The organism is Pigmentiphaga soli (assembly GCF_039541095.1).
Lineage (GTDB): Bacteria > Pseudomonadota > Gammaproteobacteria > Burkholderiales > Burkholderiaceae_B > Pigmentiphaga > Pigmentiphaga soli.
Genome location: NZ_BAABFO010000035.1, coordinates 14,807 through 28,933 on the forward strand (window position 1 = coordinate 14,807; position 14,127 = coordinate 28,933).

General features: G+C 71.7%; 13 protein-coding genes. 9 read left to right on the top strand and 4 right to left on the bottom strand.

The window, feature by feature from the left end:
* Positions 1-31: 31 nt before the first annotated feature.
* The 3 genes from ABD927_RS22810 to ABD927_RS22820 all read right to left on the bottom strand — a co-directional run bounded on the left by ABD927_RS22810 (position 32) and on the right by ABD927_RS22820 (position 2,528).
* Positions 32-445, bottom strand: coding sequence for an RcnB family protein (locus ABD927_RS22810; protein WP_345252188.1), 414 nt, complete (start codon positions 443-445; stop codon positions 32-34).
* 219 nt (positions 446-664) lie between these two features.
* Positions 665-2,134: an MDR family MFS transporter gene (locus ABD927_RS22815; RefSeq protein ID WP_345252189.1), complete on the bottom strand. Its 1,470-nt coding sequence runs from the start codon at positions 2,132-2,134 to the stop codon at positions 665-667.
* A gap of 73 nt (positions 2,135-2,207) precedes the next feature.
* The gene (locus tag ABD927_RS22820) at positions 2,208-2,528 is read right to left on the bottom strand and encodes an antibiotic biosynthesis monooxygenase (RefSeq protein WP_345252190.1); all 321 of its coding nucleotides are present in this window, start codon (positions 2,526-2,528) and stop codon (positions 2,208-2,210) included.
* Positions 2,529-2,849: 321 nt separating this feature from the next.
* Here ABD927_RS22820 and ABD927_RS22825 point away from each other — a divergent pair, with 321 nt between their 5' ends.
* The 9 genes from ABD927_RS22825 to ABD927_RS22865 all read left to right on the top strand — a co-directional run bounded on the left by ABD927_RS22825 (position 2,850) and on the right by ABD927_RS22865 (position 13,013).
* The gene (locus tag ABD927_RS22825; RefSeq protein ID WP_345252191.1) at positions 2,850-4,493 is read left to right on the top strand and encodes a thiamine pyrophosphate-binding protein; all 1,644 of its coding nucleotides are present in this window, start codon (positions 2,850-2,852) and stop codon (positions 4,491-4,493) included.
* A gap of 14 nt (positions 4,494-4,507) precedes the next feature.
* Positions 4,508-5,344, top strand: coding sequence for an SDR family NAD(P)-dependent oxidoreductase (locus ABD927_RS22830; protein ID WP_345252192.1), 837 nt, complete (start codon positions 4,508-4,510; stop codon positions 5,342-5,344).
* Positions 5,345-5,469: 125 nt separating this feature from the next.
* Positions 5,470-7,077, top strand: coding sequence for an MDR family MFS transporter (locus tag ABD927_RS22835; protein ID WP_345252193.1), 1,608 nt, complete (start codon positions 5,470-5,472; stop codon positions 7,075-7,077).
* 4 nt (positions 7,078-7,081) lie between these two features.
* Positions 7,082-7,585 (top strand): MarR family winged helix-turn-helix transcriptional regulator, encoded by a 504-nt coding sequence (locus tag ABD927_RS22840; RefSeq protein WP_345252194.1) that lies wholly within the window; start codon positions 7,082-7,084, stop codon positions 7,583-7,585.
* A 160-nt stretch (positions 7,586-7,745) separates the two neighbouring features.
* Entirely contained in the window at positions 7,746-8,222 is a 477-nt protein-coding gene (locus ABD927_RS22845) for a MarR family winged helix-turn-helix transcriptional regulator (RefSeq protein ID WP_345252195.1), read from the top strand.
* Entirely contained in the window at positions 8,219-10,267 is a 2,049-nt protein-coding gene (locus ABD927_RS22850; RefSeq protein WP_345252196.1) for an FUSC family protein, read from the top strand. Before ABD927_RS22845 ends, ABD927_RS22850 begins: the two co-directional genes overlap by 4 nt.
* On the top strand, positions 10,264-10,470 hold the full coding sequence (locus ABD927_RS22855; protein ID WP_345252197.1) for a DUF1656 domain-containing protein: 207 nt from the start codon (positions 10,264-10,266) through the stop codon (positions 10,468-10,470). The genes ABD927_RS22850 and ABD927_RS22855 overlap by 4 nt, the downstream gene beginning before the upstream one ends.
* 15 nt (positions 10,471-10,485) lie before the next feature.
* Positions 10,486-11,583, top strand: a complete 1,098-nt coding sequence (locus ABD927_RS22860) for an HlyD family secretion protein (protein ID WP_345252198.1) — start codon at positions 10,486-10,488, stop codon at positions 11,581-11,583.
* Positions 11,580-13,013, top strand: a complete 1,434-nt coding sequence (locus ABD927_RS22865) for an efflux transporter outer membrane subunit (RefSeq protein WP_345252199.1) — start codon at positions 11,580-11,582, stop codon at positions 13,011-13,013. Before ABD927_RS22860 ends, ABD927_RS22865 begins: the two co-directional genes overlap by 4 nt.
* A 129-nt stretch (positions 13,014-13,142) precedes the next feature.
* Here the strand turns inward: ABD927_RS22865 and ABD927_RS22870 are convergent, their stop codons facing one another.
* Positions 13,143-14,120, bottom strand: a complete 978-nt coding sequence (locus ABD927_RS22870) for a Bug family tripartite tricarboxylate transporter substrate binding protein (protein WP_345252200.1) — start codon at positions 14,118-14,120, stop codon at positions 13,143-13,145.
* Positions 14,121-14,127: the final 7 nt, after the last annotated feature.

Below are 14,127 nucleotides of genomic sequence, written 5' to 3' on the forward strand. Positions count from 1 at the left end.
GGCGGCGCCGCCCGGCGGCCTGTGCGGCGCTTCAGTTGCCGAACACGCTCTGCAGCACGATGCCGGTCGCCACGCCGACCAGGAAGTAGTCGGCGCCGACGCCGATCCACTGGTAGCCGCGCGGCGGCGCCGACAGGCGGTACGAACGCCAGTCTTCGATCACGTACTGCCGGCTGCGGTACACCACCGGCACGCGCTCGCCCTTGGCCCAGCGGTGCGGCGGGTTCCAGGCCGCGGGACCGCGGCCGGGGCCCGGAGGCACCGGACGGGCATGGGGCGGCGGGCCGTTGTGGCCGGGGCCCGGCCCGCGGTCCATGTGTTGGCCACCGCGTCCCGGCGGGCCGGACGGCCCGTTGCGGCCGTGGCCGTGGCCTTGGGCGAAGGCGGCCTGGCCAACCAGGCTGGCGCCCACGAGAAGTGCGGAAACGAAACGTTGGTATTTCATGGCAGCCCTTTTATCGGCTTGAACGAGCCGGATAATCGATTGCAGCGCCCGACGGGCGCGGCCGCCAATATTGCACCGGCGCGCCGAACGAGTGCCGAACTTTGCTCGACCTTTCGGCGACAAGCGTGAGCATCTGTGACAACCCGGACGCGCCGGCCCTGTCGGGCGGCAGCGGGCGGCCGCCCGGCGCGGCGATGCCTCGGCGCGCCCGGCCGGCGTTCAGGAAACCTCGGCCGAGCTCGCCGGCCGGGCTCCCAGCCGCAGCTTCACCGGCGGCACCAGCAGCGTGGCCAGCACGACCAGCACCGCGATCGCCAGCATGCCGCAGAAGGCCAGATGCAGCGCGTGATCGACGGCCTGGCCGATGCCGGCGGCGGCGTCCGGGTCTTCCAGCACCCGCCGCAACTGCGCCGAATCGATCGCGACGCCGCCCGAATTGGCCAGGCCGTAGTTGAACGCGGCGCCCAGCACCGTGGCGCCGACCGTGCTGCCCAGGTTGCGCGCGAACACGTTCGACGCGGTGGCGCTGCCGCGCTGCGAGGCGTCGACGATTTCCTGGATCAGCACCAGCGCGCTGACGCTGGTCAACCCCATGCCCAGTCCCATCACCATCGAGCCGACGGCGGCCGTGACCGGCGAGCTGCCGGGCGTGAGCAGGACGAAGACCGCGCTGCCGGCCGGAATCAGCACGCTGCCGGCCAGCATGATCGGCCGCATCCCGAAGTGCCGGAACAGGCGCACCGCCACCGTGGCGCCCACCGGCCAGCCCAGCATCACCATGGTCAGCGCCAGCCCCGCCACCACCGGCGAGCGATGCAGCACGCCCTGCACGTACATCGGCAGGAAGGTGGTCAGCCCGATCAGCGCCATATTGGCCAGCATGGCCGAGATGTTGGCGGCGGCGATCGGCCGCCGGCTCCACAGCGCGAACGAAATCATCGGGTGGGCGGCGCGCCGCTCCTGCAGCGCGAACAGCGCCCCGAACACGATGAAGGCGGCGATGGCGATCCACAGATGGGTGCGGTCGGCGTCGCCGGTATCGGTCAGCGCGACCATCAGCGCCGCGATGGCCGCCGTGAACAGCGCGGCGCCCGCGACGTCGACCGCAGCCCGCTCGCGCCGCCGCTCTTCGTGCAGATAGGTACAGAAGCCGGCGATGGCCGCCAGCCCGATCGGCACGTTGAGCCAGAAGATCCAGGCCCACGACACGTGGCGGATGATGAGGCCGCCGATCAGCGGCCCGACCACCGCGGCGACCGCCCACACGCTGGCCAGGTAGCCCTGCACCTTGCCGCGCTCGTGCGCCGGGTACAGGTCGGCCACGATGGTCATCGCCACCGGCTGGACGGCGCCGGCGCCGATGCCCTGGATCAGCCTGAACGCGATCATCGACGGCATCGACCATGCGAAGCCCGCCAGCACCGAGCCCAGCAGGAAGATGCCGATGCCGGCCAGCATCATCGGCTTGCGGCCGTACAGGTCGGCCAGCTTGCCGAACACCACCGTCATCGCGGTCTGCGTCAGCAGGAACGAAGAGAACACCCAGCTGTAGAGATTCAGGCCGCCGAGCTGGCCGGCGATCTGCGGCATGGCGGTGGCGACAATGGTCGCCTCGACGGCGACCATCGACATGGACGCCATCACGGCGGCGATGACCAGGTGGCGGACGGTTCGGGGATGGGCAGGCATGGGAGGAAAAACGGATGGGCAAGGACGAAATATACGCCCATGCCGCGACACGCCCGTGGCCGGCTCCCGGCGTTCAGACTACCGACAGGATCGCGCGCTGGCGCGGCAGCGCCTCGAACTCGTCCTGGTCCGACGTGCTGGCCGACGGCACATAGGCGCGGAACTGGTCGACCGAGGCCCAGCGCTCGACGATCACGTAGGTGACGCAGTCGGGGTTGCCGGCGATGTGCATGCTGTTCAGTCCGGGCGGCAGGCCGAGGGCGTCGAGCCGGGTCAGCGTCTTGCCCAGGAAGCCGGGGGCCGTGACGGCCGGCAGGCCCAGGAACTTGGCCTCGAATTCCTTCGCGCGCTCGGGCTTGATGAAGCGCCGGACCAGCACCACGCATTCGCTCATTGACAGTCTCCTTGCTTGTGGACGTCCGGACGGCGGGCGCCGCCGGAACCGGGCCGCGACGACGACACCGGAGACTGGTATGATAGCGCTATCAGACAGCCCTGTGCAGACCCCTGTTGAGGCCTGCCAAGGAACGGCCGCGCGGCCCGCGGCCCGTGGCGTATATTGACAGCGAACGGCTCCCGGGACTAGCATCGTGGCCTTTACGTTAGCGTTAACATTTCCACTGTGACGCGGCACGGTCCGGCCGGCCCCAGGCACCTGCGGTCGCGGGCCTCACGATAATCAACCACGCTTCCATCCATCCACCAGGACGAAGACATGACCACCTCCACTCAAGCAGGCGCTCCCGCGCGCCTTACGGGCGCACAGGCCCTCGTCAGGCAATTCGCGGCGCGCGGCGTCAAGCATATCTACGGCGTGCCCGGCGGCGATTGCAGCATCGACATCATCGCCGCCGCGCACGAGATCGGCATCGAATTCGTGCTGACCCGCGGCGAGAACTCGGCCGCGATGGCCGCGGCCGCCGCCTACCAGGTGGACGGCAGCCTGGGCGTGGTGCTGACCACGCGCGGCCCGGGGCTGGCCAACGGCGCCAACGGCGTGGCCTGCGCGATGCTCGACCGCTGCGGCATCGTCATCATCAGCGACGGCTACGAGAACGAACAATCCTTCGTCAGCCACCAGCGCTTCGACCAGGAACGCATGCTCGAGCCCGTGACCAAGGGCGCGCTGCGCGTGGATTCGCCGGCGGTGCTGCCGGCCGTCGGCCCGCTGCTCGACCTGGCGATGGCCCGGCCCGCCGGCCCGGTCTACCTGGAGGTGACCGGCCAGGGCATGCGCGGCAACGCGCCCGAGCTCTCGCTGCCGGTGCGGCCCGCCGCGCTGGCGCCGCTGCCGGCGGTCGACGCCAGCGCCATCGAGGCCGCCCGCGCGCTGCTGGCCAAGGCGCAGCGGCCCATCATCATCGCCGGCCTGCAAACGCGCGAGCCGGGCGCCGCCGAGGCCCTGCAGACGCTGGCGCGCAAGTGGAACGTGCCGGTCTTCTCCACCTACATGGGCAAGGGCGCGCTGCCCGACGCCGACCCGCTGGCCATGGGCCATTTCATGGCCGGCGGCGCCGAAGACGAAACGATGAAGTCGACCGACCTCATCCTGACCTTCGGCCTGGATCCGATCGAACTGCTGCCCAAGCCCTGGCGCTACGAGGCCCCGGTGATCGACCTCGCCACCTACGCCTTCCCGCGCAACCACTACCTGCCGGCGGTCGCCCTGATCGGCGACCTGGGCGACGCCGCCCGCCGCCTGGCCGAGGGCCTGGCGCGCAGCCCGTGGGACACGGCCGAGTTCGCCCGCATCAAGGCCCACATGCTCAAGCGCGGCGACTTCGACACCGACGGCGGCCCGATCACCCCCACCCTGCTGGCCAAGACCGGCTGCGAACTGCTGCCGCCGAATGCCCGCGTCACGGTCGACGCCGGCGCCCACATGCTGCCGGTGATGGTGTTCAACCAGGCCAGCCGCCCCTACGACACGCTGGTCTCGCGCGGCCTGGCCACCATGGCCTATGCGCTGCCGAGCGCGATCGGCGCGGCCATGGCCGATCCCGGCCGCCCGGTGGTCGCCTTCACCGGCGACGGCGGCCTGATGATGTGCGCGGCCGAGCTGGCCACCGCGGTCCAGGCCGGCGCCAACCTCACGGTGGTGGTGTTCAACGACTCGGCCATCGCGATGATCGGCGCCAAGCAGCACCAGCGCGGTTTCGAACGCGTCGGCATGGACTATTCCGCCACCGACTTCGCCACCGTGGCCAAGGGCTTCGGCGCCCAGGGCGTGCGCGTCACTTCGCGCGAGGAACTGCCCGGCGCGCTGAAGGCCGCCTACGCGAGCGCCGGCGTCACCGTGGTCGACGTCATCGTCGATCCGTCGTCGTACCAGCAACAACTCCGCTCGCTGCGCGGTTGAGGGGCCCGCCCCAGATGACCGACTCGCAACCGATATCCCGGCCGGCGGGCGCCGCCGGCGTGGCCGTGGTCACCGGCGGTGGCCGCGGCATCGGCGCCGCCGCCGCGCGCCATTTCGCCAAGGCCGGCCTGGCCGTGGCCCTGCTCGACGTCGACCGCGCCCGCGGCCGGGCGCTGGCCGATGAACTCGCGGCCGGCGGCGGCCAGGCCCGCTTCTACGACTGCGACGTGTCCGACGCCGCCGTCGTCGACGCCGTGGCCGCCCGCGTGGCGGCCGATCTCGGCGCGGCCACAGTGCTGGTCACCTCGGCCGCGCTGATCCCCAACACCGAGTCCATCATGGAGATGGACCTGGCCGCGCACGACCGCATGTGGCGCGTCAACTACCACGGCACGCTGCACGCCTGCCGCAGCTTCGGCCGGCAGATGATCGCCGCCGGACAGGGCGGCAACATCGTCACGGTGGGATCGATCAACAGCCTGCTGCCGCTGCCGCTGCCGGCCTACAACCCCGGCAAGGCGGCGCTGGCGCGGCTCACCCAGCTGCTGGCCGACGAACTCGGCCGGCACGGCATCCGCGTCAACAGCGTGGCGCCCACCTATGTGATGACGCCGGAGCTGCAGGCCCGCATCGACGCCGGCCAGCGCGACCTCGGCAAGATCATGGGCGTGCACGCGCTGCCCACGCTGCCGGAGCCGTCCGACGTGGCCGACGCGATCGGCTTCCTGTGCTCGCCGGCGGCCCGCACGATCACCGGCATCCTGCTGCCGGTCGATTCGGGCTGGACGGCCGGCGTCAGCTACATGACCTACGCGGGCGGCGTGCCCTGGGGGCGCGGCGCGGCGGGCTGATGGCGGCGCGGCGCCCCGGGCGCCGCGCGTGGCCGGCAAGGACGTCTGCGGACGTCCCGATTCGCCCCGCCTCCCGCAAGGACTACAATCATTGATTCATCAATGATTTCCTGCAAGTCTCCGCGATGTCCACTCCCTCCCTGAGCCGACCCCATTCACAAGGCCAGGTGCTCCCCTTCCGACAATCCCTGATGGCCGTGCTCGGCATGTGCTTCGTGATGGTCACGGTCGCGATCGACCAGACCGTCGTGGGCACCGCGCTGCCGACCATCGTGGCCGAACTGCAGGGCTTCGACCTGTACGCATGGGTCGCCACCTCCTACCTGCTGACCTCGGTGATCACGGTGCCGATCTTCGGCCGGCTGGGCGACTACTACGGCCGCAAGCCGTTCGTGATCGCGGCCATCATCCTGTTCACGCTGGCCTCGGTGCTGTGCGGCGCCGCCGACAGCATGCCCGGCCTGGTGCTGGCGCGCGCGCTGCAGGGCATCGGCGGCGGCATGCTGGTGGGCACCGCCTTCGCCTGCATTCCCGATCTCTTTCCGGAACCGCGCGTGCGACTGAAATGGCAGGTGATCGTCAGCTCCGCCTTCGGCATCGCCAACGCCATCGGGCCGTCGCTGGGCGGCGCGCTGACCGAGAACTACGGCTGGCGTTCGGTGTTCTACGTGAACCTGCCGGTGGGCCTGATCGGCGCCCTGTTCGTCTGGCGCCACCTGCCCTTCATGCGCCAGATGACGCAGGCCAAGATCCGCCTCGACTGGCCGGGCGCCCTGCTGATCGCGGCGGCGCTGGGCAGCCTGCAGCTGCTGGTCGAACTGCTGCCCACCCACGGCTTCAGCCTGGGCATGATGGGGCTGGCCGCCGGCAGCGCGGCCTCGTTCGCGGGGCTGATCCTGTGGGAAAAGCACTGCAGCTATCCGCTGCTGCCGCTCGACATGTTCCGCAACCGCTCGCTGGCGGCGCTGTTCGCGCTGGCGCTGCTGGTGGGCGTGATCCTGTATTCGCTGCTGTTCTATTCGCCGCTGCTGCTGCAGGGCGGCTTCGGCTTCTCGCCGCAGCAGGCGGGGCTGCTGATCACGCCGATGGTCGTGTTCACCACCGTCGGCAGCATCCTGAACGGCCGCATCGTCACGCGCATCCCGCGGCCCAACGTCATGCTGTATGCCGGCTTCATCGTGATGGGCATCGCCTGCCTGGGCATCGTCACCATGCACCGCGGCACCCCGCACTCATGGATCGTCGCCTACATGCTGGCCGGCGGGCTGGGGCTGGGCTTCATCATGCCGAACCTGACGGTGTTCGCGCAGCACACGGCCGACCGCACCCACCTGGGCATCGCCACCGCGATGCTGCAATCGTTGCGGATGGTGGGCGGCATGCTGGGCACGGCCCTGGTCGGCACCATCGTCACCCACGACTACCTGGGCCGCGTGACCGACGCGCTGGCCGCCAGCAATGCCTCCGAATGGCTGCCCCAGCTGCACAACCCGCAGATCCTGGTCGATCTCGACATGCAATCGCGCCTGCTGGCGCAGATCGCGCAGCACCACGACTACGGCGCCGCGCTGATCGAAAGCGCGCGCCAGGCGCTGGTGGGCGCCATCCACGCCGGCCAGCTGATCACGCTGGTGATCGCCGCGCTGGCGCTGTGGGTGGTCAGCCGCGTGCCCACCGTGCACCTGACGAAGAAGTCCAAGGCGGAGACCGATCCGCCGCCGCCGTCGGAGTAGCGCCGTGCCGACCCAGCAGCAAGGTCTGGAGACCATCCATCGCCTGGGCCGGGCTTACCGCGCCATGCAGGCCGCCTTCAGCAGCCGCGTCGGCCATGCGCTGCCGCGCTGGCGCATCCTGCTGTCGCTGTGGGAAAGCGGCCCGCGTTCGCAGAAGCAGCTGGCCGAGCGCAGCCAGCTCGACCCGGCCTCGCTCACGCGCCAATTGCATGCGCTGCAGGAGCTGGGCTGGATCGAACGACGGGTAGACCCGCAGGACAACCGCCTGACCAACGTCAGCCTCACCGCCGCCGGCCGCGGCGTGGTCGACGCCGCCATGCCGCGCCGCGCGGCCTTCTTCGAAGAAGCGATGAAAGGGCTGACGGCGGCGCAGATCGAAGCGCTGAACGAGGCACTCGGACTGCTGGAGCGAAATTTCAGGTTAGGCCTCCCCCTGGGCGCTTCGCGCGTTCCCCCGGAGGGCGGCACTGGCGGACCGGCAAAGCCGGATCCGCGGTGCCCTGGATAGCGCAACGCGGGTTCGCCTGCCGTGGATACGCAACATCGCGAATAGCCAAGCTGGCCCTCGGGGCTGGACTTCGCTACAATAGTTGCATTCCTAATTAATTTCTTCCTAAATAGTGGCTTCCTATCCGGTTTACGGCCGGCGCAAGGGGGGAGAACCCATCTTGAAAACACCTTCCGACGCCCTGCTGATGGAAATGACCACCACGCTCACGCGCATGGCGCGCGTGTACCGCGGCGTGGCCGACCAGATGCTGGCCGACCTCGGCCTGTCGCAGGCCACCGCCTGGCCCATCGTGCTGATCGGCCGGCTCGGCGACGGCGTGCGCCAGCGCCCGCTGGCCGAAGAGCTGGGCATCGAGGCCTCCTCGCTGGTGCGGCTGCTCGACCAGCTCGAAGCCAGCGGCTACGTGCAGCGCAAGGACGACAGCACCGACCGCCGCGCCAAGACCCTGCACCTGACCGAAGCCGGCAAGGCGCTCACCGCGCGCGTCGAGTCGCTGCTGGTCGACGTGCGCCGCCAGCTGTTCGACGGCGTGAGCGAGGCCGACGCGCAGGCCTTCCTGCGCGTCTTCGCGCAACTGAAAACGCATTGCGAGGCGGCGCGCCGGGAGCCGGCGGAGCCCGCGGGACCGCAATGAAGCCGATCACCGCCGAAGAGGCACTGTTCTCGGCCAAGACCTTCGCGGGCGCGATGCTGGCGCTGTACATTTCCTACGGCATCGGCCTGCCGCGCCCGTTCTGGGCCATGATGACCGCCTACGTCGTCGTCACCCAGCCCTGGGCCGGCGCGATCCGCTCGAAGGCCGCCTACCGGCTGGCCGGCACCGCGCTCGGCTCCACCGCCACCGTGTACATGGTGCCGCGGCTGGCCTCCTACCCGGTGCTGATGACCGGCGCGATCGCGCTGTGGGTCGGCGCCTGCCTGTTCGTCGCGCTGCTCGACCGCACGCCCCGCTCCTACGTGTTCATGCTGGCCGGCTATACCGCGGCGCTGATCGGCTTTCCCTCGGTCAGCACGCCCGACGCCATTTTCGACACCGCGCTGGCGCGGGTGGAAGAAATCGGCCTGGGCATCGTCTGCGCGTCGCTGGTGCACAGCATCGTGCTGCCGCGCGGCGTGGCGCCGGTGGTCATGGGCCGGCTCGACGCCGTGATGCGCGACGCGCGCATCTGGCTGTCCGACATCCTGCAAGGCACCGGCAACGCGCCCCGGCGCGACCGCGAACGCCGCCAGCTGGCCAACGACATCACGCAGCTGCGGCTCCTGTCCACTCATATTCCGTACGACGTCGGCAACATCCGCTGGACCGCCGAAGCGGTGCGCGCCATGCAGGATCGCATCGCCGCGCTGACGCCGCTGGCCTCGGCGGTGGAAGACCGCCTGCGCGCGCTGGACGCCGCCGGCGAGCCGGTGCCCGCGCCGATGCGCGGCGCGCTGGCCGCCGTGCGCGCCTGGCTCGAAACCGGCCGCCGGGCGGAGCCGGACGAGGCGCTCGCGCTGCGCACGGCCGTCGTGCAGTCCACGCCCGCGGTCGGCGCCGATTCGCCGTGGCGCGACCTGCTGCTGGCCAGCCTGGGCACGCGGCTGCGCGAACTGGTCGACGCCTACCGCGACTGCCTGCTGCTGCGGCGGCAGATCGAGGCCGGGCTGCATGGCGCCCCGCAGCGGCCCATGCGGCGCCGCCCCGGGCCGGCCCTGCACCGCGACTACGGCGTGGCGCTGCTGTCGGCCGTGGCGGCGGCCGTGGCCATCTGCCTGTGCTGCGCCTTCTGGATCCTGACCGCGTGGACCAACGGCTCGGCCGCCGCGATGATGGCGGCGGTGTTTTGCAGCTTCTTCGCCACCATGGACAACCCGGTGCCGGCGATCCGCACCTTCCTGGTCTACACCGTGGCGTCGATCCCCATCTCGGCGGTGTACCTGCTGGCCATCCTGCCGGCGGTGCATTCGTTCGAGATGCTGGCGCTGACGATCTTTCCCGTCGCCTTCGTGCTGGGCGCCCTCGCCAGCCGGCCGGCGCTCGCGATCAAGGCCATGGCCACGCTGTTCGGCGTGCTGACCGCGCTGTCGCTGCAGGACACGCACACCTCCGACCTGGTGTCCTTCATCGACGGCATGCTCGGCCAGCTCGGCGGCATCGCCACCGCGGCGCTGGTGACGGCCCTGCTGCGCACCATCAGCGCCGAACGCGCGGCGCAGCGCATCCAGGCGGCCAACTGGCGCGAGCTGACGGAACTGGCCGGCGCCGCGCGCCCGCCCGCCGACGGCCAGGGCCATACGGCCCGCATGCTGGACCGCATCGGCCTGCTGCAACAACGCCTGGCGCTGACCCGCCAGGGCCAGGCGCCCATCGCCGACGACGCGCTGCAAGACCTGCGCGTGGGCACCGACATCGTCGCCTTGCAGCACGCGCGCGGCCGGCTGCCGCAGGCCGGCGAGGCGATCCAGGCCGCGCTGCGCGAACTGGCGCAGTGGTACCGCGCCCGCCAGGCCGGCCGCGCGCCGGCCGCCGCATCCTGCCTGGCGCGCATCGACGGCGCGCTGGCGCATGTGACCGCGCTGGAGGGCCCGGCGCGCGCCGCGCGCGACCAGGCCATCGTCGCGCTGATCGGCATCCGCCGCGGCCTGTTTCCCGAGGCCGGCGCGCCGGCCGCCGTTGCCGCAGGAGCGCCCCAGCCATGACCGGCGAAATCAGCCTCTACGGCATCTATGTCCCCTGGCTGCTGGTGCTGGCCTTCGCCGCGCTGGGCGCGACCTGGCTGCTGCGGCGCACGCTGGCCGGCGTCGGCTTCTACCGGCTGGTATGGCACGCCGCGCTGTTCGATCTCGCCCTGTTCGTGGTGGTGCTGTATGCGCTGTCGCGCCTGTTTCCCTATCTGACCTGAATCCCGGAACGCGTCATGAACATCCCTTCCGCCCTGCGGCCGGCCAATATCGGCCGCGTTGCCGTCACGGCGCTCGTCGTCGCCGCCGCGCTCTACGCCGGCCGGCGCCTGTGGAATTTCTACGAAGTCGAACCCTGGACCCGCGACGGCCGCGTGCGCGCCTACGTGGTCCAGGTCGCGCCCGACGTCTCGGGGCTGGTCACGTCCGTGCCGGTGCACGACAACCAGGACGTGAAGGCGGGCGACGTGCTGTTCGAAATCGACCCCAGCCGCTTCGAGCTGGCGCTGCGGCAGGCGCAGACGGCAGTCGAGCAGGCCCAGGCCGCCGTGGTGCAGGCGCGGGCCGCCGAACGCGCGCAGGCGGTGGCGCGCGACCAGGCGCGGCGCGACCTGGCGCGCAGCCGCAGCCTGGGCGACCTGGTGGCCGCCGAGCAGGTCGAGCAGACCGCCGCCCGCGTGGAGCAGAGCGAGGCCGCGCTGGCCGAGGCCCGGGCGGCCCTGGCCCGCGGCGAAGCGGCCGTCGCGCAGGCGCGAGTGCAGTTCGACACCGCCCGGCTCAATCTCGCCCGCTGCCGCGTAGTGGCCGCCGCCGACGGCCGCGTCACCAACCTCGACCTGCGGGTCGGCGCCTACGCGGCTGCCGGCCATCCGGTGCTGGCGGTGGTCGACGCCGGCTCGTTCTACGTGGAAGGCTATTTCGAAGAGACCAAGCTGCCGCGCATCCATGAAGGTTCGCCGGCCCGGGTCACGCTGATGGGCGACAGGCGGGTGCTGGACGGCCACGTGGACAGCATCGCGCTGGGCATCGCCGACCGCGACCGCGGCACCGGCGCCAATCTGCTGCCCAACGTGAACCCGACCTTCAACTGGGTGCGGCTGGCGCAGCGGATTCCGGTGCGCGTCAAGCTCGACCGCGTGCCGGAAGGCGTGCGGCTGGTGGCCGGACAGACGGCGACGGTGGTGGTCGGCGACGGCGCCTCGGCGCCGGCGCGCACGTCAGCGGCGGATCCGGGCCCTGCCGGCGCCGACGCCCGCGCCGAGAATCGCCCGGCGGCGGCCCGGTCCGCCGCCGCGCTGCGCCCCGCGGCCCATCCAGTGCAGGCACGATCATGATCAAGCTTGCGCCACTGTTCTACACGCTGCCCATCGCGCTCGCGCTGGCCGCCTGCGGCACGGTCGGCCCCGACTACCGCGTGCCGCCGCAGGCCGCGGTGCAGCGTCCGGCCGCGCAGCAGTCGTTCGCCGAGGCCGCGGCCGGTCCCTACGCTCAGGACGAGGCGCCGGCCCACTGGTGGCGCTTGTACAGCGATCCGGTGCTCGACGGCCTGGTCGAACAGGCCTTCGCCGCCAACACCGATCTGCGCGTCGCCCAGGCCAACCTCGCGCGCGCCGAGGCCGTGGCCGAAGAAGTCGGCGCGCAGCAGCGCCCCAGCGCATCGGTGGGCGCCTCGCCCACCTTCGGCCACGCCTCCGGCGTGCAGGCCCTGGCGCCCGCCGCGCGGCCGCGCGATCGCTGGTCGTACGGCGCCACGGCCGCCGTGTCCTATCAGGTCGACCTGTTCGGCCAGATCGCCCGCGCGATCGAAAGCGCGCGCGCCGACGCCGACAGCGCCCGCGCCGCCTACGACGCCACCCGCGTCACCGTGGCCGCGGCCACCGCGCGGGCCTATGCCGGCCTGTGCACGGCCGGCATGGAACTCGGCTCGGCCCGCCACTCGATGGAGGTACAGCAGGAATCGCTGGATGCCGTCGAACGGCTGCTCGCGGCCGGGCGCGGCACGCGGCTGGACGCCACCCGCGCCCGCGCCCAGCTCGAACAGCTGCGGGCCGCGCTGCCGCCGCGCGCGGCCCGGCGCCGCGCGGCGCTGTACCAGCTCGCCGCGCTGACCGGCCGCGCGCCCGCCGAACTGCCCACCGGCCTGGCCGACTGCGCGACGCCGCCCACGCTGACGCAGCCCATCCCCGTCGGCGACGGCGCCGCGCTGCTGCGCCGCCGCCCCGACATCCGCCAGGCCGAACGCGCGCTGGCCGCCGCCACCGCCCGCATCGGCGTGGCCACGGGCGACCTCTACCCCAAGATCACCCTGGGCCTGAACGCCGGCTCGGCCGGACCGGCGGCGATCTTCGGCGAACGCGGCACCTACAGCTGGAGCCTAGGGCCACTGATCAGCTGGACGATTCCCGACACCGGCGCGGTCCAGGCCCGCATCGCGCAGGCCGAGGCCGGCAGCCAGGCGGCGCTGGCGCGCTTCGACGCCAGCGTGCTCGATGCGCTGAGGGAAACGGAAACCGCGCTGTCCGCCTACGCCCGGCAGCTCGACCGCGAGGCGGCGCTGGAGGCGGCGCGCGCGCAAAGCGCGGAAGCCGCCGCGCAGGCGGAACGCATGTACCGGGCGGGGCGGTCGGACTACCTGTCGGTGCTCGACGCGCAGCGGACGCTGGCCGGGGCGGAACAGGCACTGGCGGCCTCGCGGGCGGAATTGGCCGACGACCAGATCGCCGTATTCCTGGCGCTAGGCGGCGGCTGGGAACGGGACCAATAAATCTCGCCGCCCCGCCCCAGGACGCCGCGGATCCGGCTCCGCCGGTCCGCAAGGCGTCGCCCCTTGAGTGGCGCGCGAAGCACGTAGGGGTGGACCTCTCCCCGCGCGCGAAGCACGCAGGGTGGACCTCTAATCCTTCCTGACCGCGTCGGCCGCCAGCAGCGGCTCCAGCCGCGCCTGTTCGCTGTTCATCAGCGCGGCCAGCGCCTGCGAACCCTCGCCGCGGGCTTCGGTGCCCTGGCCGCGCAGCTTGTCGATCACGGCCGGGTCCTTGGTCGCCTTGACGATGGCGTCGGCCAGCAGCGCGACGCGCTCCGGCGGCGTGCCGGCCTTCACGACCAGCCCGTTCCAGTGGAAGCTTTCGTAGTCCTTGAGCGTTTCACTGACCGACGGCACGTCGGGTATCGCGGCGGCGCGTTCCTTGGTGCTGACGGCCAGCGACTTCACCCGGCCGCTCTTGATATGCCCGATGACTTCGACCAGCGGCGTGAAAGTGAAGTCGATGCGGCCGCCGATGATGTCGGTCACCACCTCGGCGCCGCCCTTGTACGGAACGTGGGTCGCGTCGATCTTGGCCTCGGTCGCGAACAGGCTCGCGCTCACGTGCTGGATGGTGCCCACGCCCGCCGTCCCGTAGGTAAGCGGCACGGAAGACTTGTGGCCCCGCTCGATCAACGCAGCCACGCTTTGCGCCGGATAGTCGGAGCGCACCACCAACGCGGTTGGCAGCCGGGTGATCTGCGACAGCGGCACGAAATCCTTGCGGATGTCGTACTTCAGGTCGGGCTGCAGGATCTTGTTGACCAGGTGCGAACTGGAAGTGATCAGCAGCGTGTAGCCGTCGGCCGGGGCGTTGACCGCGGCCATGGTGCCGATCGTGCCGCCGGCGCCGGGCCGGTTCTCGACGATGACGGTGTGCTTGAGCTGGCGCGACATGCCGTCGGCCAGCACCCGCGCGGCCACGTCGGTGCTGCCGCCGGCGCTGTAGGGGACGATGATGCGGATCGGTTGCTGCGGGAAATCGCTCGCCGCGCCGGCCGCGCCGGCGGCCAGGGCAAGCGCGCCGGCGGCGGCCGCGCTGCGGACTGCGTTCCTGAAGTTCTTCATGGGGTCT

Excerpts from the sequence above, each read along its gene's own strand:
- ABD927_RS22820 (WP_345252190.1), bottom strand. The coding sequence starts at position 2,528 with ATGAGCGAATGCGTGGTGCTGGTCCGGCGCTTCATCAAGCCCGAGCGC.
- ABD927_RS22825 (WP_345252191.1), top strand. The coding sequence starts at position 2,850 with ATGACCACCTCCACTCAAGCAGGCGCTCCCGCGCGCCTTACGGGCGCA.
- ABD927_RS22855 (WP_345252197.1), top strand. The coding sequence starts at position 10,264 with ATGACCGGCGAAATCAGCCTCTACGGCATCTATGTCCCCTGGCTGCTG.
- ABD927_RS22865 (WP_345252199.1), top strand. The coding sequence starts at position 11,580 with ATGATCAAGCTTGCGCCACTGTTCTACACGCTGCCCATCGCGCTCGCG.
- ABD927_RS22860 (WP_345252198.1), top strand. The coding sequence starts at position 10,486 with ATGAACATCCCTTCCGCCCTGCGGCCGGCCAATATCGGCCGCGTTGCC.
- ABD927_RS22815 (WP_345252189.1), bottom strand. The coding sequence starts at position 2,134 with ATGCCTGCCCATCCCCGAACCGTCCGCCACCTGGTCATCGCCGCCGTG.
- ABD927_RS22850 (WP_345252196.1), top strand. The coding sequence starts at position 8,219 with ATGAAGCCGATCACCGCCGAAGAGGCACTGTTCTCGGCCAAGACCTTC.
- ABD927_RS22835 (WP_345252193.1), top strand. The coding sequence starts at position 5,470 with ATGTCCACTCCCTCCCTGAGCCGACCCCATTCACAAGGCCAGGTGCTC.
- ABD927_RS22810 (WP_345252188.1), bottom strand. The coding sequence starts at position 445 with ATGAAATACCAACGTTTCGTTTCCGCACTTCTCGTGGGCGCCAGCCTG.
- ABD927_RS22870 (WP_345252200.1), bottom strand. The coding sequence starts at position 14,120 with ATGAAGAACTTCAGGAACGCAGTCCGCAGCGCGGCCGCCGCCGGCGCG.
- ABD927_RS22830 (WP_345252192.1), top strand. The coding sequence starts at position 4,508 with ATGACCGACTCGCAACCGATATCCCGGCCGGCGGGCGCCGCCGGCGTG.